Raw genomic sequence first — 24,223 nt, forward strand, 5'->3', positions numbered from 1 at the left:
CTCCATCTTGCGCATCCACGAAAGGTTTTATTCCATGCATCACGCTTCGCGTTCCCTCCTTACCCGCACCGTCCTGGCGTGCGCCCTGTCGCAGATCGGCTTGGCCCTGGCCCTGCCGGCATCAGCCCAGGAGCAAACCCGGCAAGTGCGCGCCTACAGCATTCCGGCCGGCGCGCTCGGTGACGTGCTGACGCGCTTCGGCAGCGACAGCGCCATTTTATTGTCGTTCTCCAGCGAGTCCACGCAAGGCTTGCGCAGCGCCGGCCTGCAAGGCAGCTATGGCCTGCAGGAGGGCTTCCGCCTGCTGCTGGCCGGCAGCGGCCTGCAAGCCGTGCCGCAATCGAATGGCGGCTACCTGCTGCAAAAGACCCCCGCCAGCGCCAGCGCACCCACGGCGGACAGCCGTGGCGTGGCCGTCATGAGCGGCGTCACCGTGGTGGCGGCGGCCGAGCGCAGCGCCGCCACCAGCGGCACGGGCAGCTACACGGGCGGCCCCGCCAGCGGCGCCACGGGACTGGCCCTGACGCAGCGCGAAACGCCGCAGTCGCTGACCATCGTCACGCGCCAGCAGATGGATGACCAGAACAGCAACGCCGTTTCCGACGTCATGAAAAACGTCAATGGCGTGAGCGTGCAAAACTATGACAGCGACCGCTGGAGCTTCCAGGCGCGCGGCTTTGCCGTCACCAATTTCCAGTACGACGGCGTGTCGGCCATCTATGACGGCGTGTACGACTGGGGCACGACCAACAGCGACATGGCCATCTATGACCGCATCGAAGTGCTGAAGGGCGCGACGGGGCTGATGAGCGGCTCGGGCGACCCGTCGGCCACCGTCAACATGGTGCGCAAGCGCCCCACCGCCAGCTTCGAGGGCTCGGCCACCCTGGGCGCGGGATCGTGGGACAACTACCGCGCCGAAGCCGATGTCTCCGGCCCCCTGAACGACAGCCGCACGCTGCGCGGCCGCCTGGTGGCCGCCTACCAGGACAAGCACTCCTACCTGGACCGCTACACGCAGCAAAAATCCGTCGCCTACGGCATCATCGAGGCGGACCTGACGCAAGTCACCCTGCTGACGGCCGGCTTCACGCACCAGGATTACAAACCGCGCGGCTCGACCTGGACGGGTTTCCCTGTCCTGCTCTCCGACGGCACCCGCACGGATTTCCCCACCGCGTGGAATCCGGCCACGGACTGGAGCCGCCGCGACATGCAGAACACCACCCTATTCACGGCGCTGGAGCATACGTTCGCCAACGCGTGGAAAGTGAAATTGAGCGCCAACCAGTTGCGCAGCAAGCATGACAGCGTGCTCGGTTCGGCCAGCGGCGGCAATCCCCGCCCCGATACGGGCGAAGGCACGTTTTTCTTCATGGGCAAATACAAGGGCGACCGCCGCCAGACCACCGTCAACGTGGACGCCAGCGGCCCGTTCATGGCCTTCGGCCGCCAGCATGAAGCGATGCTCGGCTACTCCACCTCGACGGCAAAGCAGGATGGCCCCGTCTACGAATCAGTCTATCCGACCCTGGACAGCAGTTACTTCGACTGGCGCGGCCAGTACGCGGAACCGGCGTTCAAGCGCCTGGGCAACGACAACGACAGCACGCGCCAGAGCGGCCTGTATGGCGCGCTGCGCCTGCATCCGCTTGACGCGCTGTCCGTCATCGTCGGCGCGCGCGTCAGCAACTACAAGCAAGAGACGGACCGCAGCTTCTTCGACCCCAAGACTGCGCGCATCACTTCGCGCATCGAGGAAACCAACGTCATCACGCCGTATGCGGGCGTCGTGTATGACCTCGACAAGACCTATTCCGTGTTCGGCAGCTACACCAGCATCTTTGCGCCGCAGAGCAACCGCGACGTGAACCGTAATTTTCTGTCGCCCGTGCGCGGCAAGGGTGTTGAAGCAGGCGTGAAGGCAGAATATTTGGATGGCAAGGTCAATGCCAGCGCCGCCCTGTTCCAGATCCGCCAAAGCAACGTGGCCGGCCCTGCGGGCGAAGTCAACGGTGAGGCCGTGTTCAAGGCCATCGATGGCGTCACCAGCCGCGGCGTGGAAATGGAAGTGACGGGCGAAGTGATGAAGGACGTGAAGCTGAGCGCCGGCTATACCTATGCGCATGTGCGCGACGCGGATGGCAAGGACGTGTTTTCCACCATGATGCAAACCACGCAGCCTGCCCACCTGGTGCGCGTACAGGGCACGTGGCGCCTGCCGGCCAGCCTGGACAAGCTGACCGTCGGTGGCGGCATCAACTGGCAAAGCAGCTACCACGGCAATATCTGGAACCCCGCCATCGTGGACTATTCCCGCATCAAGCAGGGCGGCTATGCGCTGGTCAACCTGATGGCGCGCTACGAGATCAGCAAGAACGTCACGGCCAGCCTCAACGTGAACAACCTGCTCGACAAGAAGTACTTCACGGGACTGGGTCTGTTCCAGACGGGCTTCTACGGCGAACCGCGCAATGTGATGTTCACCGTACGGACGAAGTTTTAACGCGAAGTTCTAACTAAGTTCCGTACAGCGCCAGCGCCCAGGCTGGCGGGTGCAATTCCAGCGCCAGCGACAGGTAAGCGGGGTCGAAGCGCGCCGCCAGCAGGTACACATTGGCGGCGCCCTTGCTCTCCCAGTTCCCCGTAAAACCCTTTTCACCGGCCGCCACGCGTTTGCGGTCGAAGGGCACGGCGCTTTTCGCGAACTCCTCGTGCGTCTTTCGGCCCTGCGCATACGGCGCCAGCCAGGCCAGCGCCTCGGCCAGGCGCCGCGCTTCCGGCGCACCATACCAGTCGTCGCCATGCGCCTGCGCCATCAGGGCTGTCGTCAGCAGCGGCTCCAGGCTGTAGGTGGTGTAATGCAGGGCGTCGCGCTGCTCGAAGTCGAAGGGCACGCCGCCGGCGCCGATATTGCGCGGCACGTGCGCCAGGAAGCGCTCCTTCGCGCGCGCGATCAGCAAGGCGTCGCCCGTGACATACGCGGCGGCCGTGCCGATCTTGATGCGGTGGCTATGCCAATTGTTGCGCGCCGTGGACGGACCGCCCACCTTGATGGGATCACTCAGATACCCTTGCGCCAGGGTGCGGCAAAACGCCTGCACCTGTTCGCGCTCGACGCCGTTCAAGCGCTCCTGTACCAGGTCAAAGCCGATCAGCAGGCTGGCCAGCTCCGTCTCGTCGACGGGACTGAACGATGGCTGATAAGTACCGCTCCAGGCCAGCAGCAACTGGCGCGCTGCCTCGAAATGCGCCATCTCGCCCGATAATCTCCAGGCCAGCGCCTGCAGGCGCACCTGGCGCCAGTCCTCCTGCGCCTGCTGGCTGGTCTCGCGTCCGCCTTCTCCCTTCAGCAAGCCGCCCGTGCGCACTTCGGCCATCAGGTGCACGGGCCGCGCCGCATCCTTGCGCGCCGTCTTGAGCACCTGCTCGGCAATGGCCGGCGCCACCCGCGCCTTGAGCGTGCGGGCGCGCGCGGCGGACGTCAGCGCAAACGGCAGCGCCCCCTCATGCGGGCGCGGCGCGGCGCGCAAGCCTGCCAGGGGCAGCGCCAGCAAGCCGGCCAGCACAATGCGCCGGCGCATCAGATGCGTACTCAAAACCGCGTCTCCCGCGCTGCGCGCAAAAAGTTATCGAGGATGGGCGTGCAATCGAGCAGTTCGACGCCGCCCGCCGAATGGAATTCCGGGTGCCACTGCAAGCCCATGACGAAGCGCGCCCGCTGGTAGCGGATGGCTTCGACGATATTGTCGCCCTGCGAATACGCTTCCACGGTGATATCGCGCCCCAGCTCCTTGACCGACTGGTGGTGGATGGAATTGACCAGCGCCTCGCCCGCCTTCGGGAACATGCCCGCCAGCGACGAGCCTTTCGGGAAGACGATGGTGTGGCGGTGACGGTCATACAGGTCGTTGACGTGGGAAGTCGCACCTTCCACGTCCGAAGCGATGTCCTGGTACAGGGTGCCGCCAAAGCCCACGTTGATCAGTTGGCAGCCGCGGCATATGCCCAGCACGGGTTTGCCCGCATCGACGAATTCGTGCAGCAGTTCCAGTTCGTACAGGTCGCGCGCCCGGTCGCCGTTCCATTCCGGCCGCGTGGCCGCCTCGGAATACGTCTGCGGCGAGACGTCGGCACCGCCCTGCAGCACCAGGCCGTCCAGGTGGCGCGCATAGTGGCGCAAGGTGATATTGCTCGGGTGTAGCTGGCCACTGGTATTGACGGTCGGGATCATGAACACCAGCACATCGCGCGACATGACCCACTGCGCGATCGACTCTTCCAGGTATTGCAGGTTCTTGCTGCGCAGGCCAGTGGCACCCGGCTCCGGGTGGAAAATGCGCGCCGAGATGCCGATGCGCAGGGTGCGCCGCATGAAATCGCGGCTGGCCTTGTCGCGCATGGAGCGGTAGCGCGACGAGATCACGCGCCAGGCCAGCGCCAGCGGCGTATCGTTATCCTTCAGGTAGCGAGGGGCCGCATCGCGCGCGCGGTGCTCATCATCGGGCGCCCGGCGGCCCACGCGGTCAGGCCTTGACGGCGCTGGCGCTGCGGGATCGGTGGAAGGGGGATGCTGGGGATCTTTTTCGTCTGACATGGCAAGGCTGACTGAAAGCGGGGACGCTTTCAATATAAACCCCTGACTCCCAAAGCACGATTCAATTTTGTAACAAAAGCACAGGCGCGGCGCATCCACGCAACACGCCGGCAATAACACTGCATACAGTCCGTTTACACCAAAGACCCCGCTTTTTAGAGAATCTTTACGCTCCCGCTGCTAATCTTGAACGTACCTCAACCACCGCTGCAAAGCCACCATGGAACCCCATTCACGCCTGCAAACGCATCAAGCGCATCAAGCACTGCCCCACCGCCATCCCCGCCTGCCCACTTTCCTCATGCATATCACGGTCGACAAGTCCTGCCTGGCCGAGCTGCGCCAGCTGGTCGTCAGGACGTGCGGCGGCATGCTGTCGTTCATGCGCGTCGAGGCGGTCGACCACGCCGAACGCATGAAGGTCTGGCTGTGCGTGACGGAGCCGGCCCTGCGCCTGACCATGGATGCCGTCATGCGCCTGCTGCCGGCGGCGGAATTTGGCCGCATCAGCCAGGGGAAATCGCTATGAACCAGTATGCCTGCGAGCAGGCGATGTCTTCATCGCGCATCACCGCGCACTTCCAGGGTATCTGGGTGCCGATGGTCACGCCATTCCGTGACGGCGAGATCGACTTCGACGCCGCCCAGCAGCTGGCCAGCGAGCTGGCCACCAGCGGCGTCGATGGCTTGGTGGTGTGCGGCACCACGGGCGAAGCGGCCATGCTGAGCGCCGCGGAACACACCATGCTGCTCGATAGCGTGCTCGAAGCCATCGGCCCCCGCTTCCCCGTCGTGATGGGGATCGGCGGCAGCGATACGCGCAGCGTCGTCGCCACGGTACAGCGCTATCACGACCATCCGCTGGCCGGCCTGCTGATCTCCGCACCGTCCTATGTACGCCCTTCGCAGGACGGCATCGTGCGCCACTTCGAGGCCATCGCCGCCGCCACCGACCAGTCCATCGTGCTGTACAACGTGCCGGCACGTACGGGCGTCAATCTCGAACCGCAGACAGCGGCGCTGCTGGCGCGCGACTCGCACTTCGTCGCCATCAAGGAAGCGGGCGGCAAGCTGCAACAACTGGGCGAACTGCTGCTCGACACGCGCCTCGATGTGCTGTGCGGCGACGATGCGCTGCTGCTGGCCAGCCTGTCCATGGGCGGCCACGGCGCCATGTCGGCCGCCGCCCAGGTACGCCCCGACCTGTATGCGCAGCTGTACCACCTGGTCAGGCAGGGCCGCCACGGCGCCGCCGGCGCCCTGTTCAAGGTCATGTTGCCCGTCATCCGCCTGCTGTTTGCCGAACCCAATCCTGGCCCCGTGAAGGCGGCACTGGCCATGCAGGGCAAGGTGCGCGACGAGCTGCGCCTGCCGATGACGCCGATGTCGTCCGCCGGCCAGCACAAGCTGGCCGAAGCACTCGAGCCCCTGATGGAACTGCCCGTATGGACCGCCAGCGACAGGGACGCGCCGCGTGAAGGCTGTCTGCTGCAGCTGGTCTCCGCTTCCAACATCATGCCAGCCGTGCGCCAAGATGATCATCGCCATCACGGATGAACGCGGGGGGATGGAGAAATCCATCCTGGCCGGGCGACTGGCCGCCTCGCGTGCACTGGCCGGACGCAAGGTATTGCTGCTCGATGCCGATCCGCGCCAGGGCGCCATGGAGCAGGCCAGGAACATGCACGACGGCGCCATGCACGGCAGCCTGACGCGGCCACGCCTGATGGCGCGCGCCATCAGCGCCAAGGGCTTGCAGCCGGAGCTGGAACACCTGGTGAACTGCTACCACGACATCGTCATCGACAGCGAAGGCCGCGACTCCATGGGCAGCCGTTCGGCCCTGATCGCCGCGCGCGTACTGGTGGTGCCGCTCGACGGCGTCGTGGACGGCGACGCGCAGGCTGGCCTGGCGCGCCGCATCGCGCACGCGCGCAGCGTCAATCCCGACCTGCGCGTCCTGCTGGCAACGGATACACAAGCGGCCCCCGCCCATGCACTGGCCGCACAGATTCCGGCCGCCCGCGTGGTCAGCCTGGGACAGCTGTATTGCGCCGTTTTCAATCTGCCTGCCTAGCCTGGCTGGACACGCAAAAAAAGGCGGCGCATGCGCCGCCTCTCCTCTCACTCAACTCAGTCCATTAAAACGTTTTGCTGACCGTCAGCAGCAGCGCCGTCTTGCCCATGAATTTGCCATTCACTGGCGACGCATAGGCCGACTTGCCCGCGTTCGTGCCGATCACGGCCAGCGCGCCCGTCACCACGCCGAAATCGCGCGTGACGCCCACTTTCCAGTCCGTGTAGCTAGCCGCATCATTGTTTTTGACCTTCTGGTGGCCCGCGTGCAGGTTACCGGTCCAGCCGTTCGTCAGGTCGATATTCGCGCCGATGTCCAGGTAAGCGCTGTTCTTGCTGTTGACGATGCCGAACAGATTGGAGACGGCGTGCGAATACTTGATGTAGGCGGGGCCATACGACAGCTGGCCGTAGACTTCCTGCGTGTCCGCGTTGGCCAGGCCGTCGATATGGTTCAAGCCGTTGTCCGCATACACATACGCCAGTACGCCCACGTCGTAGCCTATATCGCTGGTCAGCTGGCCGCGCTTGCCCGCATACAGGTCCAATTCCACGTCGCCGCTGCCGCCCGCATCCTTGGTCCACTTGATGGTGGAAGCCCAGGCGCCCGCATACAGGCCGGTCGGGTTGTTGACGTAGTCGACGCCGCCCTGCAGCGCGGGTTTCAAGCGCGTCTGCGAAATGCCGCGATAACGGTAGTCGGACACGCCGGCCACGTTGAAGCTGACTTCGTTGTCGGGCTTGGCCTCTTCCGCGTGGGCCAGGCTGCCCGTAAAGGCGGTGGCGACGGCAAGTGCAAGTATCATTTTATTCATGGTTTCTTCTTCTTCATGGGTGGTATGGGCCTTTGCCAACATGGCGCAGCTGGCCCGCCGCTGCAAAAATTCGCTGCAAAAATTTAAAGTAAAGCGTCCCCCCGGCGCGCGCGGCGCCCGTTTTCAAACAGGGGATTCACAGGTGTTAGAGCGGCAGCAGCAGCCGGTAGCCGACGGCCGTTTCCGTCAGCAGATACTGCGGCTGGGCCGGATCGGCTTCCAGCTTCTGGCGCAGATGCCCCATGTAGATGCGCAGGTAATGGCCGTTTTCGCTATTCGACGGCCCCCACACTTCGCGCAGCAGCTGCGGATTGGTGACCACCCTGCCCGCGTTCTTCACCAGCACCGAGAGCAAGCGAAATTCCGTCGGCGTCATGTGCACCAGTTGCTTGTTGCGCGTCACCAGGCGGTCTTTCAGGTCGACCCGCACGTCGCCGAACTGCACCACGCCATCGTCGCTGGCGGCGGGCTGGCGCTGGCGGCGCAGGGTGGCCCGTACGCGGGCCAGCAGCTCGCCCACGCCAAACGGCTTGGTCAGGTAATCGTCGGCGCCCGCGTCCAGCGCGCGTATCTTGTCCTCTTCGTCGACCCGCGCCGACAGCACGATGATGGGCACGGCCGACCATTTGCGGATGTCGGCGATGAAGTCGATGCCGTCGCCGTCAGGCAGGCCCAGGTCGAGCACGATCAGGTCGGGCCGGCGCGTGCCGGCATCGATCAGGCCCCGCTGCATGGTGGCGGACTCGAAAATCTGCCAGCCCTCGTCTTCCAGCGCGGCGCGCACGAAGCGGCGGATTTGCGGTTCATCCTCGACCAGCAAGGCGGTGGCGGAAGGTTCGTTCATGATGGTTTTCCTGTTTCATAATCGTTGGCGTCATCGAGTTCGATCTCTGGCGGCGCAGGCGGCGTGCCCAGCGGCAGGCTGAAGACGATGGCAGCGCCCTGTCCCGGCGTGTGCGGCTGCGCGTGGATGGTGCCGCCGTGGGCTTCGACGATGGCGCGGCAAATGGCCAGCCCCAGTCCGACGCCCGGCTTGTTCGATTCGCGTTCGCCGCGCGTGAATTTTTCAAAGATGGCCTCTTCGCGGCCGGGCGGCAGGCCCGGGCCATCGTCAAACACCCTCACCTGCAGGAACTGGCCGTGCACCCCGGCCGCGACCGTGATGGTGCTGCCGGGCGGCGTGTACTTGGCCGCGTTTTCCAGCAGGTTACACAGCACGCGTTCGATCAGCACGGCGTCGTAGCGCACCAGCGGCAAATCCGGCGCCAGCTGCGTCTGCACGGCATGCTGCAGCAATTGCGGGCCGCTGGCGCGCAGCGCGCTGCCCACCACTTCTTCCAGCGCCTGCCATTGCAGGTTCAGGCGCACCTGCCCGCTTTCGATGCGCGCCATGTCCAGCAAGTTCGCCACCAAAGCGCTCATGCGCACGGTTTCGGACTGCAGCGAGCGCGCCATGTCCAGCTGCGCGGGCGACAACGCAGGCCTGGACAGCGCCAGCGATTCGGCCAGGCCCACCAGTGACGTCAATGGCGTGCGCAAGTCGTGCGACAGGGCCGCCAGCAGCGAATTGCGCAGCCGCTCGGACTCCATCTGCAGCAGCGCGCCCTGGGCCACGTCGATGTAGTGCACGCGTTCGAGGGCGATGGCCGCCAGGGCGGCAAAGGTATCGAGGTGCTGACGCTGTTCCGGCACCAGCAGCCAGCGCCCGTGCTGGGCAGCCTCCAGCGGCAACAGCGCCAGCACGCCCCGCGTGCGCATCGGCGCAATCAGCGGCAGGTAGAAAATGGGCGAAGCCGGCAAGGTATCCGTGCCCGTCCCCGCCGCCTGCGCATGGTCGAAGGCCCACTGCGCGATGCCCATGTCCAGCGGCTCGCCGCCGTTCGGCGTCTGCAAGCTGCCCTCGTCATCAGGTAAAAGCAAGGTGGCACGCGCGCGGAAAGCCCGCTCGATGGCGCTTTTCGTGATGTCGAAAATCTGCTCCGTCTGCAGCACCCCGGACAATTCACGCGAAAACTCGTACAGGGCGCGGGCACGCGCTTCACGGTGCGATGCCACGCGCGCCTGGAAGCGCAGGCCGGCCGTCAGGTGGCCCGTGATCAGGCCTACGGCCAGCATCACGCCAAAGGTGATCACGTACTGAAAATCGCCCACGGCAAACGAAAAACGCGGCGGCACGAAGATGAAATCGAAGCTGGCCACGCCCAGCAGGCTGGCCAGCGCCGCCGGTCCGCGCCCCAGGCGCACGGCCACCAGCACCACCGTCAACAACGACAGCATGGCGATATTGGCCAGGTCCAGGTAGGGTTGCAGGGGCACCGAGGCGAGGGCCGTGCCCAGGCTGGCACCGGCGGCCAGCAGGTAGCGTAAATGGCGCGATGGCCTGCGCGGCGCCGGCGCATCGTCGCCCGCCGCGCGCCGTAGCGCCGCATCGGCAGGTGGCAAGCCAACCTCGATCAAATCGATATCGGGCGCCAGACTGGCCATGCGCACGGCCGGCGGCGCATGCCACAGGCGCGCCAGCGCACCGGAACGGCCACGGCCCACGATGACTTTCGAGATATTCGCATTGCGCGCATACTCGACCACGGCACCGGCGATGTCGGCGGACGGCACAATGGCCGTGCGTGCACCGAGGTCCTGCGCCAGTTTCAGCGTTTTCAGGATGCGTTCGCGCTCGCGCGCCGGCAGGTGCTGCAGGCGTGGCGTTTCCACGTACAGTGCGTGCCATTCCGCGTTCAGCTGGCTGGCCAGGCGCGCCGTGCTGCGGATCACGTGTTCGCCACCCGCGTACGGTCCCACGCAGGCCAGCAGCGCGGCGCCCGTCTTCCACACGGGATTGATGGATTTCTCGACGCGGTATGCCTGCACGTCGTCCTGCACCCGGTCCGCCGTGCGGCGCAAGGCCAGTTCACGCAAGGCGATCAGGTTACCCTTGCGGAAAAAATGCTGGGACGCCCGCTCGGCCTGCTGCGGCTGGTATACCTTGCCCTGCTTGAGGCGGCGCAGCAGTTCGTCGGCGGGGATATCGACCAGCACCACTTCATCGGCGCGGTCGAACACCGTGTCGGGCAGGGTTTCGGCCACGCGCACGCCCGTGATCCCCCCCACCACATCATTGAGGCTTTCCAGGTGCTGCACATTCACGGTCGACAGCACATCGATGCCGGCCGCCAGCAATTCCTCGACATCCTGCCAGCGCTTCGGATGGCGCGATCCGGCCACGTTCGAATGGGCCAGTTCATCCATCAGTATCAGCGACGGCGCGCGGCGCAGGGCTTCGTCCAGGTCGAACTCGAACAAGGTCTTGCCCCGATACTCGATGGCCTTCAGGGGAAGCACAGGCAAGCCGTCCAGCTGGGCTGCCGTATCCTGGCGCCCATGCGTCTCCACCACGCCCACCAGCAAGTCCTGGCCATCGGCCAGCAGTTTGCGGGCGGCGGCCAGCATCGCATAGGTCTTGCCGACGCCGGCCGAGGCGCCGAAATAAATGCGCAGCCGGCCGCGCGCGGCTTTCTGTTCCTGCGCCTGCACTTGCGCCAGCAGGGCATCAGGGTCGGGGCGTTGGCTGTCGTTGGGGAGCATGTTGTATTTTAATCTTCTTGGGCATTGTAGGTCGGATTAGCGCGTCCGAAGGGCGCGCGTAATCCGACAACATTGTTGGCCTGGCTGGTGGTGATGTCGGCTTACGCTTCGCTAAGCCGACCTACGCACCGTTGCCAGCTTACTTTGCCATGGCATCAAGCGCCAGATTCAGTTCCAGCACATTCACGCGTGGTTCGCCGAAAAAGCCGATATACGCGGTTTTCTGCACCTTAGCGATGGCGTTTTCCACCTGCGCCAGCGGCACGGCGCGCACGCGGGCCACGCGCGGCGCCTGGTACAGGGCTGCGGCCAGGCTGATTTCCGGGTCCAGGCCGCTGCTCGACGCCGTCACCAGGTCGACGGGAATGGCGCGCGTATTGCCGGGATCAGCTTCCTTCAGGGCGGCGATGCGCGCCTTGACGGCATCCACCAGGGCCGGATTGGTCGGTCCCTGGTTCGAGCCGCTCGAACCGGCGCCGTTATTGGCCATCGGCGCGGTGGCCGATGGCCGGCCCCAGAAATACTTGGGCGAGGTGAAGGACTGGCCGATCAGCATCGAGCCGACGGGCTTGCCACCACGCTCGACGATGCTGCCGTTGACTTCATCGTTGAAAGCCAGCTGCCCGATGCCGGCCGTGGCAAACGGATAGACCACGCCGCAGATCACGGTCAGCGCGGCAAACAGGACCAGGGCGGGACGTACGATAGTGCTCATGATGGTTCCTTTAGACTAAATTGAGTGCGGACAGCAGCATGTCGATCAGCTTGATCCCGATGAAGGGCAAAATGATGCCGCCCAAGCCGTAGATCAGCAGATTGCGGCGCAACAGGCTGGCCGCGCCGATGGCCCGGTATTGCACGCCTTTCAACGCCAGGGGAATCAGCACGACGATGATCAAGGCATTGAAGATCACGGCCGACATGATGGCCGAGGCCGGGCTGGACAAGTGCATGATGTCGAGCGCCTTCAACTGCGGATAGGTGCCCACGAACGCCGCCGGGATGATGGCGAAGTACTTGGCGATATCGTTCGAAATCGAGAACGTCGTCAGCGAACCGCGCGTCATCAGCATCTGCTTGCCGATTTCAACGATTTCCAGCAGCTTGGTCGGATTCGAATCGAGGTCGACCATATTGCCCGCCTCTTTCGCCGCCTGCGTGCCCGAGTTCATGGCCACGGCCACGTCGGCCTGCGCCAGCGCCGGGGCATCGTTGGTGCCGTCGCCCGTCATCGCCACCAGCCGGCCTTCGGACTGGTAGCTGCGAATCAGCTTGAGCTTGTCTTCCGGCGTCGCTTCGGCAAGAAAATCGTCCACGCCCGCCTCGGCGGCGATGGCCGCCGCCGTCAGCTTGTTGTCGCCCGTGATCATGACGGTCTTGATGCCCATGCGGCGCAGTTCCGCAAAACGCTCCTTGATGCCGCCCTTGACGATATCCTTCAATTCCACGACACCCATGACGCGGCCGTCGTCGACCACTACCAGCGGCGTGCTGCCACGGCGCGCGATATCGTCGACGGCGCGCGACACCTCGAGCGGATACGGCTGGCCCAGCGCTTCCACATATTTTTTCATGGAATCGGCCGCGCCCTTGCGCAACTGGCGCACCTGCTGCTCGCCAGGGATATCCACGCCGCTCATGCGCGTTTGCGCCGTGAAGGGCACGAAGGTGGCGTGCAGGCTGGCCATCTCGCGTTCGCGGATGTTGAACTTCTGCTTGGCCAGCACGACGATGCTGCGACCTTCCGGCGTTTCATCGGCCAGCGAGGCCAGTTGCGCCGCGTCGGCCAGCTGCTGCTCCGTCACGCCGGGGGCCGGCACAAAGGTCGAGGCCTGGCGGTTGCCCAGGGTGATGGTGCCCGTTTTGTCGAGCAACAGCACGTCCACGTCGCCCGCCGCTTCCACGGCGCGGCCGGAGGTGGCGATCACATTGGCCTGCATCATGCGGCTCATGCCGGCCACGCCGATGGCGGACAACAAACCGCCGATGGTGGTCGGAATCAGGCACACCAGCAGTGCGATCAGCACGGTGATGGTGACGGGCGTGCCGCTGCCGGCCGCCGCCACGGAAAACAGCGAATACGGCAACAAGGTCACGGTGACGATCAGGAATACGATCGACAGGGCCACCAATAAAATCGTCAGGGCGATTTCATTCGGCGTCTTCTGGCGCTTGGCGCCTTCGACCATGGCGATCATGCGGTCGATGAACGCTTCGCCGGGATTGACGGAAACGCGCACCAGCAGCCAGTCCGACAGCACGCGGGTGCCGCCCGTCACGGCCGAAAAGTCGCCGCCCGATTCGCGGATGACGGGCGCCGATTCGCCCGTGATGGCGCTCTCGTCGACGGAGGCCACGCCGGCCGTCACTTCGCCGTCGGCGGGAATCACGTCACCCGCCTCGACCAGCACCGTCATGCCCTTGCGCAGGTCGGTCGCCGGCGTCGGCAGCCAGGAGGTGCCGTATTTCGGCGTTTGCATTTTCTTTGCCATCACCGTTTGTTTGAGGGCGCGCAGCGAGGCCGCCTGGGCCTTGCTGCGGCCTTCGGCCAGCGCTTCGGCGAAGTTCGCAAACAGCACGGTAAACCACAGCCACACGGCGACGGCGGCAATGAAGCCGAACGGCGCTTCACCCTGGCCATTCAGGGCCTGGATGGCCAGCAGGGTCGTGATGATGCTGCCGACATACACGACGAACATCACGGGGCTGCGCCACTGCGTGCGGGGGTCAAGTTTTTTGAACGCATCGACGATGGCAGGGCCAATCAATGCGGAATCGAACAAGGTCAGGCTTGTGCGTGACATGGTAGCCTCTTATTTTGTAAAAAGTTGCAGGTGTTCGACGATCGGGCCCAGGGCCAGCGCGGGAACGTAATTGAGCACACCGACCAGCACCACCACGCCGATCAGCAGGCCGATGAACATGGGGCCGTGCGTGGGCATGGTGCCGGCATTGGCCGACAGGCGCTGCTTGGCCGCCAGCGAACCGGCCACTGCCAGCACGGGCACGATCACGCCGAAGCGGCCGAACCACATGGCGATCGCCAGCATCACGTTGTAGAACGGCGTGTTGGCGGACAGGCCGGCAAACGCGCTGCCGTTGTTATTGGCCGCCGAGGTGAAGGCGTACAGGATCTCCGAGAAGCCGTGTGCGCCTGGATTGGCGACGCCGATCTTGCCTGGTTCGACCATCACGGCGATCGCCGTACCCGTCAATACCAGGGCTGGCGTGACCAGGATGGCCAGCGACACCATCTTCATTTCATAGGCCTGGATTTTCTTGCCCAGGTATTCAGGCGTGCGACCTATCATCAAGCCGGCGATGAAGACAGCCAGGATGGCAAACATCAGCATGCCGTACAGGCCCGTGCCCACACCGCCGAAAATCACTTCGCCGAATTGCATCAGCAGCAGCGGCACCATGCCGCCCAGGGGCATGTAGGAGTCGTGCATGGAATTGACTGCACCGCACGATGCCCCCGTCGTCACCGCCGCGAACAGGGTCGAGGAGCTGATGCCGAAGCGCGTTTCCTTGCCTTCCATATTGCCGCCCGATTGCAGGCTGCTGGCCTGCTGGTCCACGCCCAAGGCTTGCAAGGCGGGATTGGCTTGCTGCTCGGCGCTCATCACGCCGACCGTCATGACGACGAAGATCATGGTCATCGCGGCCAGCACTGCCCAGCCCTGGCGCAGGTCGCCCACCATGCGGCCAAAGGTGAAGCACAGGCCGGCGGGAATGATGAAAATAGCCAGCATCTGCAGGAAGTTCGACAGCACGGTCGGGTTTTCGTACGGATGCGAGGAATTGGCATTGAAGAAACCGCCGCCATTCGTGCCCAGCAGCTTGATCGATTCCTGCGAAGCGACGGGGCCCATGGCGATCGTCTGCGTGGTTGCCACTTGCGCTTCCATCACAGGCTTGCCGGCCGTATCGAGCACGGGCTGGCCGTCGGCCGTCACTTTCGGCGTTTCATACGCCACGTGGTCGAGCAGGGTCACTTCCTTGTAGGCGGAAAAATTCTGGATCATGCCTTCGCCCATGAAAGCGACGGACAGGGCCAGCGACAGCGGCAGCAGGATGTACAGCGTGGAGCGCACCAGGTCGACCCAGAAATTGCCGATCGATTTGCCCGAGCGCGAGGCGAAGCCGCGCACCAGCGCGAAGATCACGGTAATGCCGGTGGCCGCCGAAAAGAAGTTCTGGCACGTCATGCCCAGCATCTGGGTCAGGTAGCTCATGGTCTGTTCGCCGCCGTAGCCCTGCCAGTTGGTATTGGCGACGAAGCTGACGGTGGTATTGAACGAAGAATCGGGGCTGACGGCGCCCAGGCCCTGTGGATTGAGGGGCAAGAAGCCCTGCAGGCGCTGCAGGCCGTACACGAAGACGGCACCGACGGTGTTAAACACGATCAGGGCGATGGCGTAGCTTTTCCAGCCCATGGCCTTGTCGGCAGGCAGACCGGACCAGCGGTACAGCAGGTTTTCAAATTTTTGCAGCCAGCCCAGGCCGCGCACGGGGCCATCGCCGGCCACCTTGGCCATGTACAGGCCCAGCGGATAGCCGGCGGCCAGCAGTACGGCCAGGAAGGCCACCAGCAGCAACATCGATTGCGTCGTCATCACAGTTCCTCCGCTTTCAGCAGCGCCACCAGCAGGTACACAAGCAGGCCAGCCGAGACCACGGCGCCCAGCACATAAAACGCGTTCATTTGACGCTCCCTAATTTGTCGCAGGCGACGGCAAAGCCGGCCGCCACGACGAAAAAAACGGCAATCAAGCCGAGATACACGATATCCATTCCCACCCTCATTCAGGTTTGTTTTGATAGTGAGCAGATTAGCCAAAAGGGTCTAAAAAATTTGTAAAGACTGGAGAGGTGCTTGTAAACAAGATGTAAAAACGGCGGCTTTGCCGCATAAAATCCTTCACAATGGGCGCCAAACCACGCGCACGGCGCACTGTTGTTGCCCTGGAGTAGCGCTATTGCTCGCTGGACAAGATAGAATGCGCGAGCGTCCGCACAAGGACGCCAAGCCTGCCGCGCTGCCCTCTGCCAGTGACGCTGGACGGAATATACTGTATATTTATACAGTTATCGCCGCCGTTGTCACTGCGCCCCGCAGTGCCCCGGCCTGGCGTTCCAACCACTGTCTTTACTTAGCTTGAACACGTATGGCCACTAAAAAACCAGCATCCGACTACAGCGAATCATCCATCCGTGTCCTGAAAGGACTGGAACCCGTCAAGCAGCGCCCGGGGATGTACACCCGCACTGAAAATCCGCTGCACATCATTCAGGAAGTGATCGACAATGCCTCCGACGAGGCGCTGGGCGGTCATTGCACGCATATCGCCGTCACGCAAAATACGGATGGCAGCATCACCGTCGAAGACAATGGCCGCGGCATTCCCGTCGGCATCCACCCTGAAGAAGGCGTGCCGACGGTGGAAATCGTGTTTACACGGCTGCACGCGGGCGGCAAGTTCGACAAGGGTTCGGGCGGCGCCTACGCGTTCTCGGGCGGCTTGCACGGCGTCGGCGTGTCCGTCACCAATGCGCTGTCGACGCGCCTGGAAATCACCGTCTGGCGCAAGGAAAGCGACGGCAATGGCTTGCATCACATGGTGTTTGCGAATGGCGACGTGATCGAGCCCCTGAGTTCCCGCCCCGCCCCGCGCGACGGCAAGAAGTCGGGCACGCGCGTCACCGCCTGGCCCGACGCGAAGTATTTTGATTCGCCGAATATCTCGCAAACCGAGCTGCAGCGCCTGCTGCGCTCGAAAGCCGTGCTGCTGCCCGGCGTGATCGTCACCTTGACCAACGCCAAGACGGGCGATACGCAAACCTGGCAGTACGCGGAAGGCTTGCGCGGCTACCTGACCGAATCGCTGGCGCAGGTATCGAATGGCGAAACCCTGATTCCCCTGTTCGAAGGCGCGCAGTACGCGGGCCCGGATTCGGAAGGTTTTGCCGAAGGCGAAGGCGCGGCCTGGGTGGTGGCGTGGACGGAAGAAGGCGCCATCGTGCGCGAATCGTATGTCAACCTGATTCCCACCTCGAATGGCGGCACGCACGAATCGGGCTTGCGCGACGGCCTGTTTGGCGCCGTGAAAAACTTCGTCGAAATGCACTCGCTGCTGCCGAAAGGCGTCAAATTGCTGCCCGAAGACGTGTTTGCGCGCGCCTCTTTCGTGTTGTCGGCCAAGGTACTGGACCCGCAATTCCAGGGCCAGATCAAGGAACGCCTGAACTCGCGCGACGCCGTGCGCCTCGTCTCGACCTTCACCAAGCCGCCGCTGGAACTGTGGCTGAACCAGCACGTCGACTACGGCAAGAAGCTGGCCGACCTGGTGATCAAGCAGGCGCAGTCGCGCCAGCGCTCGCTGCAAAAAGTGGAAAAGAAAAAATCCTCGGGCGTCGCCGTCCTGCCGGGCAAGCTGACCGACTGCGAATCGTCGGACATCACGCGCAATGAACTGTTCCTCGTCGAGGGCGATTCGGCGGGCGGTTCGGCCAAGATGGGCCGCGACAAGGAATTCCAGGCGATTTTGCCCCTGCGCGGCAAGGTCCTGAACTCGTGGGAAACGGACCGCGACCGCCTGTTTGCGAATAACGAGATCCACGACATCGCGGTGGCCATCGGCGTCGATCCGCACGGCGTGGGCGACTCGCCCGACCTGTCCGGCCTGCGCTACGGCAAGATCTGCATCCTCTCGGATGCGGACGTGGACGGCTCGCACATCCAGGTACTGCTGCTGACCCTGTTCTTCAAGCACTTCCCGGCCCTGATCAACAAGGGCCACATCTGCATCGCCCGACCGCCCCTGTACCGCGTCGACGCGCCGGCGCGCGGCAAGAAGCCGATGCAGAAAATCTATGCGCTCGACGACGGCGAACTGGTCGCCATCGAGGACAAGCTGCGCAAGGAAGGCGTGAAACAGGGCGCCTGGTCGATCTCGCGCTTCAAGGGCCTGGGCGAGATGAACGCCGAGCAGCTGTGGGAAACCACGATGAACCCGGACACGCGCCGTTTGCTGCCCGTGACTCTGGGCGAAATCGACCACATGACTTCCGCCGCGCGCTTCAATATGTTGATGGGCAAGGGCGAAGCGGCAGGACGCCGCGCCTGGATCGAGGAACACGGCAATGAGGCGGAGGCGGATATCTGATGATCATCGGCATCGACCTGGGCACCACCAACAGCCTGGCCGCCATCTGGCGCGACGGCAAGGCTGCCATCATCCCGAATGCACTGGGAGAGCACCTGACGCCGTCGTGCGTCAGCATCGACGACGACGGCAGCGTGCTGGTGGGCCGCGCCGCGCGCGAGCGCCTGCAGACGCACCCGCAACTGACGGCGGCCGTTTTCAAGCGCTACATGGGCAGCGAAAAGAAGATCACCCTCGGCACGCAGCAATTCCGTCCGGAAGAGCTGTCGTCGATGGTGCTGCGCGCGCTGAAGGAAGATGCCGAATCCTTTTTGGGCCACAAGGTCGAGGAAGCCATCATCACCGTGCCCGCGTATTTCAGCGATGCGCAGCGCAAGGCCACGCGCATCGCCGGCCAGCTGGCGGGCTTGCGCGTGGAGCGCCTGCTGAACGAGCCAACGGCCGCCGCGCTGGCCTACGGCATCCGCGACAAGGATCAGGAAAGCAAATTCCTCGTCTTCGACCTGGGCGGCGGCACGTTTGACGTGTCGATCCTGGAACTGTTCGAAGGCGTGATGGAAGTACGCGCCTCGGCCGGCGACAATTTTTTGGGCGGCGAAGACTTCGTCACCGTGCTGGTCGACGCCTTTTTGGACGGCAGCGGCTTGCGTGACGCGGCCGGTAGCCGTTTGTTCGATCCGCGCCAGCAACAGCTGCTGCGCGATGAAGCCGAACGCGTCAAGCGCCTGCTGTCGGAGCAGCCATCGGTGCGCATGGCCACGCGCTACCAGGACAAGGAATACAGCTGGGAGATCAGCGAAGACAGACTGGCGCAGTTGTGCGAACCGCTGCTGGCGCGCCTGCGCCTGCCCGTGGAACGGGCGCTGCGCGACGCCACCATCCGCGCCGCGGAATTGAATGAAGTGGTACTGGCCGGCGGCGCCACGCGCATGCCGCTGGTGCGCAAGCTCGTTTCGCGCATGTTCGGCCGCTTCCCCGCCATCCACCTGGACCCGGACGAAGCCGTGGCGCTGGGCGCCGCCGTGCAGGCGGGCCTGAAGATGCGCGATGCGGCCCTCGATGAAGTGGTCATGACGGACGTGGCACCGTATTCGCTGGGCATTTCGATTTCGCGCCAGGTCGGCGCAAACCAGTATGAAGGCGGGCATTACCTGCCCATCATCGAGCGCAACTCCGTGGTGCCCGTCTCGCGCACGGAAAACATCACCACCATCCACGACAACCAGAAGGAAATCAACGTGGCGATCTTCCAGGGCGAATCGCGCCTGGTGGCCGACAACGTTTTCCTCGGCAAGATCAGCTTCCCGATCCCCGCGAAAAAAGCGGGCGAGATCGGCATCGACGTGCGCTTCACCTACGACGTCAGCGGCGTGCTGGAAGCGGAAGTGACGGTGCTGGCCACGCAGGAAAAGCACAAGATGGTCATCAGCGACAACGCGGGCGTGATGACGCCGGAACAGATCGAGCAGCGCTTTGCGGAATTGGCCGACCTGAAGATCCACCCGCGCGAGCAGATGGAAAACCGCACCCTGGTCACGCGCGCCGACCGTCTGTACGAACAGTCGCTGGGCGACGTGCGCCAGTACCTGGCGGCGCACACGGCGAACTTCCAGGCCGCGCTGGAAACGCAGGACCCGAACACCATCCGCAAGGCGCGCCAGGCGCTCGACGAGGTGTTGCGCCAGGTCGAGAGCGAGAGCTTCCTGTAAATGGACGGCGGCATGCACAACGGACAGCGCAGCCTGTGGGCCATCCTGGGCACGGAGCCGACGGGCGACGAGCGCGCCCTCAAGCGCGCATACGCGAAGCGCCTGAAGGTGACGCGTCCCGAAGACGATCCTGCCGCCTTCCAGGAGCTGCGCGAAGCGTATGAGTACGCACTGCGCCATGCGCACCTGTTTGCCGAGGAGCTGCCGGAAGCGCAAGCGGCCGAGGCCGAAGCGGCAGCGATGGCAGCGCCGCCCATGGAACCGGCCGACCTGTGGGGCGTCATCGACGACGCCGCGCAGGAAACGCAGAAGCTGCCCGCAGAACTGTGGGGCGTCATTGCACAGGAACAGATGCCGCCACCCGAATTGTGGGGCGTGGTTGCCATTGACCCGGCGCAGGAAGCGGCCAGCCTTTGGCAAGGCTGCCTGGCGCTGACGCGGCAAGCGAATGCCAGCGACGTGCTGGCCCGCATGCTGCAGGACGACGCCATGCTGAACCTCGACGTGCGCGAGGAATTCGAGCTGTGCGCGCTGCGCTATTGCGCCTGCGCCGGCTATGACCTGGCGCTGCGCCAGGCCCTGTTCGAGCAGCTAGGCTGGGACCACGACTTTTCCTACCTGGCGCGCAGCCATGCGGACCTGGTGCGCGGCGCCGTGCAGCGCTACCGGGCAGACCGCTCGTTCGCCCATTTCAGCGACAACCGGGACAGCTACCCCGGCCTGGACTGCATCATGTCGCAACAGCCGCCAAGCGCCTACGCGCGCCAGCTGTTCGACCAAAAATTCACGCTGCAATTGCGCGAACTGCTGCAGGCGATACGCTGGCAGCACGGCGAGATGCTGGCCTATAAACTCGATGCCGACCTGTTCGAGCAATGGGAACAGGCGGTCTTTTCCAAGCGCTACTTCAAGCAGACGGCGCTGGCTTCGTGCGGCCTGGGTTTCGTGCTGCATTTCATGCTGTCGGGCGTGATCAGCGTAGCAGGCTTGGAACTGAGCAACGCGGGCGGCTATGCCAGCCTGATCGGATTTCAAGTGCTGGCATTCCTGCTGTTGGCCATGAACGCATGGCAAAAGCCGGCGCCGGCATATGCATGGATGGCCTCCTTGCGAGAGGAACTGCACGCCTGCCTGCCAGCGCTGCGCAGGCACCCCGGCCTGGGGCAATTGGGCTGGATCGTGCCGTTCCTGTGCCTGGCGCTGCTGCTATTCATACCAGCGCCTGCTGCTCCACTGCGCATTACCACCTCGTTAGGACTGTGCATCACGGCGCTGCTGGCCGCGAAAGCCAACTACGCACTGCTGCGCGGACGCCTGCTGGCTTGCATCCTGATCGCCTTTACGGCAACCATGGTTTTCACGCTGGACAGGACCGATACCGGCCTGGCACTGAGCGACGGCATCATGCTGCTTTTCTGCGTGCAGGTACTGGCACTGCGCTCGATGACGGGACTGTATGTCGATAGCGGCGGACCAGCGCATCTCCTGCCGCGCCTGCGCGCTGTCTGGATGATCGGTTGCACCATCGCGTTCCTGGCCATACATCTGCATGCAGCGCCAGCGCATGTGCTAGGTGCCGTGCTGTTTGTCTGGTCCTGCATCGGCATGCTGTTTGCTCCTTTCGAGCTGAACTGGCGCGCAGCCTGGCCAATTGCCATCACGCCCGCAGCCGCCACCTTCTTGCTCGCCAGTCAGCTCGGTGGTCCACCAGACCAGGCCATCGTCAAGCTGAGCGCCGTACTGGCGCTGTCCGTCCTGTATTTCACCGTGCGTCATCTTTATCTGCAGCAGCGCAGATCCGCACAAGCAACCGGGCTGTCATAATCGGCCCCATGAATTCAAACGCAACTACTTCATACTGAAACAAGCGCCATGTCCACACAAACCAATTTATTTGACGATGCCCAGCCTGATCCGACCCTGCCGGATGAACCGGTATTCGACGGCGAAGCGCTGACCCTGTCCACCTTTGCCGAGCGCGCCTATCTCGATTACGCCATCTCCGTCGTCAAGGGCCGCGCCCTGCCCGACGTGTGCGACGGCCAGAAACCCGTGCAGCGCCGCATTCTGTATGCGATGAATGAGCTGGGCTTGAATTCCACGGCGAAGCCGCGCAAATCGGCGGCCGTGGTCGGCGACGTGCTCGGTAAATTGCATCCGCACGGCGACCAGTCCGTGTACGACGCGCTGGTGCGCATGGCGCAGGATTTTTCCTTGCGCTACCCGCTGATCGATGGCCAGGGCAACTTCGGCTCGCGCGATGGCGACGGCGCGGCGGCGATGCGTTACACGGAAGCGCGTCTGACGCCGATCGCCAAGCTGCTGATGGATGAAATCGGCATGGGCACGGTGGATTTCCAGCCCAACTACGACGGTTCGACGGAAGAACCGAAGCTGCTGCCAGCACGCCTGCCGATGGTGCTGCTGAATGGCGCCTCCGGCATCGCCGTGGGCCTGGCGACGGAAATCCCGTCGCACAACCTGGCGGAAGTGGCGAAAGCGGCCGTCGCCATGATCCGCGATCCGAAGATGACGCACGCCGAGCTGATGGCCTTCATTCCCGGCCCGGACTTCCCCGGCGGCGGCCAGATCATCACGCCGCCATCGCAGATCGCCGACATGTATGCGAGCGGGCGTGGCAGCATGAAGGTGCGCGCGCGCTGGAAGATCGAAGAACTGGCGCGCGGCCAATGGCAAGCCGTGGTGACGGAACTGCCGCCGGGTACCTCGTCGCAAAAGGTGCTGGAAGAAATCGAGGAACTGACGAATCCGAAGATCAAGCTGGGCAAGAAGGCGCTGTCGCCGGATCAGGTGGCCCTGAAGGCGCTGATCCTCAATTCGCTCGACACCATCCGCGACGAATCGGGCCGTGCCGCGCCCGTGCGCCTGGTGTTCGAGCCGAAGTCGAAGAACCAGGACCAGACCGAATTCATGCTGATGCTGCTGGCGCACACCTCGCTGGAATCGTCGACCTCGATCAACCTGGTGATGATAGGCGGCGATGGCCGTCCGCGCCAAAAAGGGCTGGGCGACATCCTGCGCGAGTGGATCGATTTCCGCTTCGAGACCGTCACGCGCCGCACCAGCTACAAACTGGGCAAGGTCAAGGACCGCATCCATATCCTGGAAGGACGCGAAGCGATCTTGCTCAATATCGACAAGGTGATCCAGATCATCCGCAATTCGGATGAACCGAAAACGGCCCTGATCGAAGCATTCAAGCTGTCCGAACGCCAGGCCGACGACATCCTGGAAATCCGCTTGCGCCAGCTGGCGCGCCTGGAAACGATCAAGATCCAGCAGGAGCTGGCCGAGCTGCGCAAGGAAGAAAAGTCGCTGCAAGACCTGCTCGACAACCCGGGCTCGATGAAGCGCGCCATCATCCGCGAGATCGAAGCGGACGCCAAGCAGTTCGGCGACGCGCGCCGCACCCTGATCGAGGAAGCGCAAAAAGCCGTGGCCGAACAGAAGGTGGTCGATGAACCGGTCACCGTCATCATTTCGGAAAAAGGCTGGGTGCGCGCACGCACCGGCATCGGCCACGACGCGGCGCAATTCACCTTCAAGGCGGGCGACACCCTGCATGGCGCCTTCGAATGCCGCACGGTCGATACGCTGCTGGGCTTTGGTAACAACGGCAAGATTTACTCGGTGCCCGTCTCGGCGCTGCCCAACGCGCGCGGCGACGGCGTGCCGATCACGACCTTGTGCGACCTGAGCGGCGGCACACCGGGCAACGCCGTGCGCATCCTGCACTACTTTGCGGGCAATGGCGCGACCAACTTGCTGCTGGCGTCGAGCGCAGGCTACGGCTTCGTCGCCAAGGCGGGCGACATGAGCAGCCGCCTGAAAGGCGGCAAGGCCTTCATCACCCTGGACGATGGCGACGTGCCTCTGGCGCCGAAAGTCATCCCCGAGGCGGCCAGCGCCCTGGCCTGCCTGACGGAAGGCGCGCGCCTGCTGGTGTTCGGCCTCGATGAAATGAAAACCCTGACCAAGGGCGGCACCGGTGTCAAGCTGATCGACCTCGATGCCAAGGACAAGCTGCTGGCCGTGCAGCCGATCACCCAGCGCGGCGTGGTGGTCTCGGGTATCGGCCGGGCCGCGAAACCGCAAGATGCGTCGCTCGGTGCCACCGCCCTGGCCGAGCACTTCGGCAAGCGCGCGAAGAAGGGCAAGGCACTGGCGGCCAAGCTGAAACCGGTCTCGATGGCGGCCATCGGCTAAGCGCCATCGGTTCACACGAAAAGACAGGTTCGCCTGTCTTTTTTTTTT

Annotated in this window: 17 protein-coding genes; 8 read left to right on the plus strand and 9 right to left on the minus strand. The window is 64.1% G+C overall.

The genetic code is table 11. The annotated features are described in order from the left end of the window. Positions 1-34 precede the first annotated feature (34 nt). Entirely contained in the window at positions 35-2,506 is a 2,472-nt protein-coding gene (locus C8C92_RS25155) for a TonB-dependent receptor (protein ID WP_116745574.1), read from the plus strand. Positions 2,507-2,519: 13 nt separating this feature from the next. Here the strand turns inward: C8C92_RS25155 and C8C92_RS25160 are convergent, their stop codons facing one another. Together C8C92_RS25160 and C8C92_RS25165 are read right to left on the minus strand one after the other, a co-directional pair. Next, positions 2,520-3,599, minus strand: a complete 1,080-nt coding sequence (locus tag C8C92_RS25160; protein ID WP_133250826.1) for an alginate lyase family protein — start codon at positions 3,597-3,599, stop codon at positions 2,520-2,522. Beyond that, entirely contained in the window at positions 3,596-4,597 is a 1,002-nt protein-coding gene (locus C8C92_RS25165; protein ID WP_207781049.1) for a type 1 glutamine amidotransferase, read from the minus strand. Before C8C92_RS25165 ends, C8C92_RS25160 begins: the two co-directional genes overlap by 4 nt. A 220-nt stretch (positions 4,598-4,817) precedes the next feature. Between C8C92_RS25165 and C8C92_RS25170 the strand changes: the two genes are divergently transcribed. From C8C92_RS25170 to C8C92_RS25180, 3 genes are read left to right on the plus strand one after another with little or no spacing between them, the layout of a single operon-like run. Continuing rightward, positions 4,818-5,126, plus strand: a complete 309-nt coding sequence (locus tag C8C92_RS25170; RefSeq protein ID WP_243136064.1) for a hypothetical protein — start codon at positions 4,818-4,820, stop codon at positions 5,124-5,126. Continuing rightward, the gene (gene dapA, locus C8C92_RS25175) at positions 5,123-6,154 is read left to right on the plus strand and encodes a 4-hydroxy-tetrahydrodipicolinate synthase (RefSeq protein WP_099762117.1); all 1,032 of its coding nucleotides are present in this window, start codon (positions 5,123-5,125) and stop codon (positions 6,152-6,154) included. The genes C8C92_RS25170 and dapA overlap by 4 nt, the downstream gene beginning before the upstream one ends. A 10-nt stretch (positions 6,155-6,164) precedes the next feature. Continuing rightward, a complete protein-coding gene (locus C8C92_RS25180; RefSeq protein WP_243420353.1) occupies positions 6,165-6,674 on the plus strand; it encodes a cobyrinic acid ac-diamide synthase in 510 nt (169 codons plus the stop codon). A 64-nt stretch (positions 6,675-6,738) separates the two neighbouring features. Here C8C92_RS25180 and C8C92_RS25185 read toward each other — a convergent pair whose 3' ends face one another. From C8C92_RS25185 to kdpF, 7 genes are all read right to left on the minus strand, one after another. Next, entirely contained in the window at positions 6,739-7,488 is a 750-nt protein-coding gene (locus C8C92_RS25185) for a TorF family putative porin (protein WP_116746119.1), read from the minus strand. A gap of 145 nt (positions 7,489-7,633) precedes the next feature. Then, positions 7,634-8,332, minus strand: coding sequence for a two-component system response regulator KdpE (kdpE, locus tag C8C92_RS25190; protein ID WP_071075474.1), 699 nt, complete (start codon positions 8,330-8,332; stop codon positions 7,634-7,636). Beyond that, positions 8,329-11,070, minus strand: coding sequence for a DUF4118 domain-containing protein (locus C8C92_RS25195; RefSeq protein WP_116745578.1), 2,742 nt, complete (start codon positions 11,068-11,070; stop codon positions 8,329-8,331). The genes kdpE and C8C92_RS25195 overlap by 4 nt, the downstream gene beginning before the upstream one ends. Before the next feature lie 139 nt (positions 11,071-11,209). Continuing rightward, positions 11,210-11,785: a potassium-transporting ATPase subunit KdpC gene (gene kdpC, locus C8C92_RS25200; RefSeq protein ID WP_116745579.1), complete on the minus strand. Its 576-nt coding sequence runs from the start codon at positions 11,783-11,785 to the stop codon at positions 11,210-11,212. Between the two features lie 10 nt (positions 11,786-11,795). Next, positions 11,796-13,874: a potassium-transporting ATPase subunit KdpB gene (kdpB, locus tag C8C92_RS25205; protein ID WP_116745580.1), complete on the minus strand. Its 2,079-nt coding sequence runs from the start codon at positions 13,872-13,874 to the stop codon at positions 11,796-11,798. 9 nt (positions 13,875-13,883) lie between these two features. After that, entirely contained in the window at positions 13,884-15,689 is a 1,806-nt protein-coding gene (gene kdpA / locus C8C92_RS25210) for a potassium-transporting ATPase subunit KdpA (protein ID WP_116745581.1), read from the minus strand. Next, entirely contained in the window at positions 15,689-15,778 is a 90-nt protein-coding gene (gene kdpF / locus C8C92_RS25215; RefSeq protein WP_034746483.1) for a K(+)-transporting ATPase subunit F, read from the minus strand. The genes kdpA and kdpF overlap by 1 nt, the downstream gene beginning before the upstream one ends. Positions 15,779-16,241: 463 nt before the next feature. Between kdpF and C8C92_RS25220 the strand changes: the two genes are divergently transcribed. From C8C92_RS25220 to parC, 4 genes are read left to right on the plus strand one after another with little or no spacing between them, the layout of a single operon-like run. Continuing rightward, positions 16,242-18,239 (plus strand): DNA topoisomerase IV subunit B, encoded by a 1,998-nt coding sequence (locus C8C92_RS25220; protein ID WP_116745582.1) that lies wholly within the window; start codon positions 16,242-16,244, stop codon positions 18,237-18,239. Further along, entirely contained in the window at positions 18,239-19,948 is a 1,710-nt protein-coding gene (locus C8C92_RS25225; RefSeq protein WP_116745583.1) for a molecular chaperone HscC, read from the plus strand. Before C8C92_RS25220 ends, C8C92_RS25225 begins: the two co-directional genes overlap by 1 nt. A gap of 12 nt (positions 19,949-19,960) precedes the next feature. Then, positions 19,961-21,772, plus strand: a complete 1,812-nt coding sequence (locus tag C8C92_RS25230; RefSeq protein ID WP_133250827.1) for a J domain-containing protein — start codon at positions 19,961-19,963, stop codon at positions 21,770-21,772. Between the two features lie 48 nt (positions 21,773-21,820). Further along, complete coding sequence (gene parC / locus C8C92_RS25235) at positions 21,821-24,175, plus strand: DNA topoisomerase IV subunit A (RefSeq protein ID WP_116745585.1); 2,355 nt, start codon at positions 21,821-21,823, stop codon at positions 24,173-24,175. Positions 24,176-24,223 lie beyond the last annotated feature (48 nt).

The sequence above is a fragment of the Janthinobacterium sp. 78 genome (assembly GCF_003096775.1).
GTDB classification, from domain to species: Bacteria; Pseudomonadota; Gammaproteobacteria; order Burkholderiales; family Burkholderiaceae_D; genus Janthinobacterium; species Janthinobacterium tructae.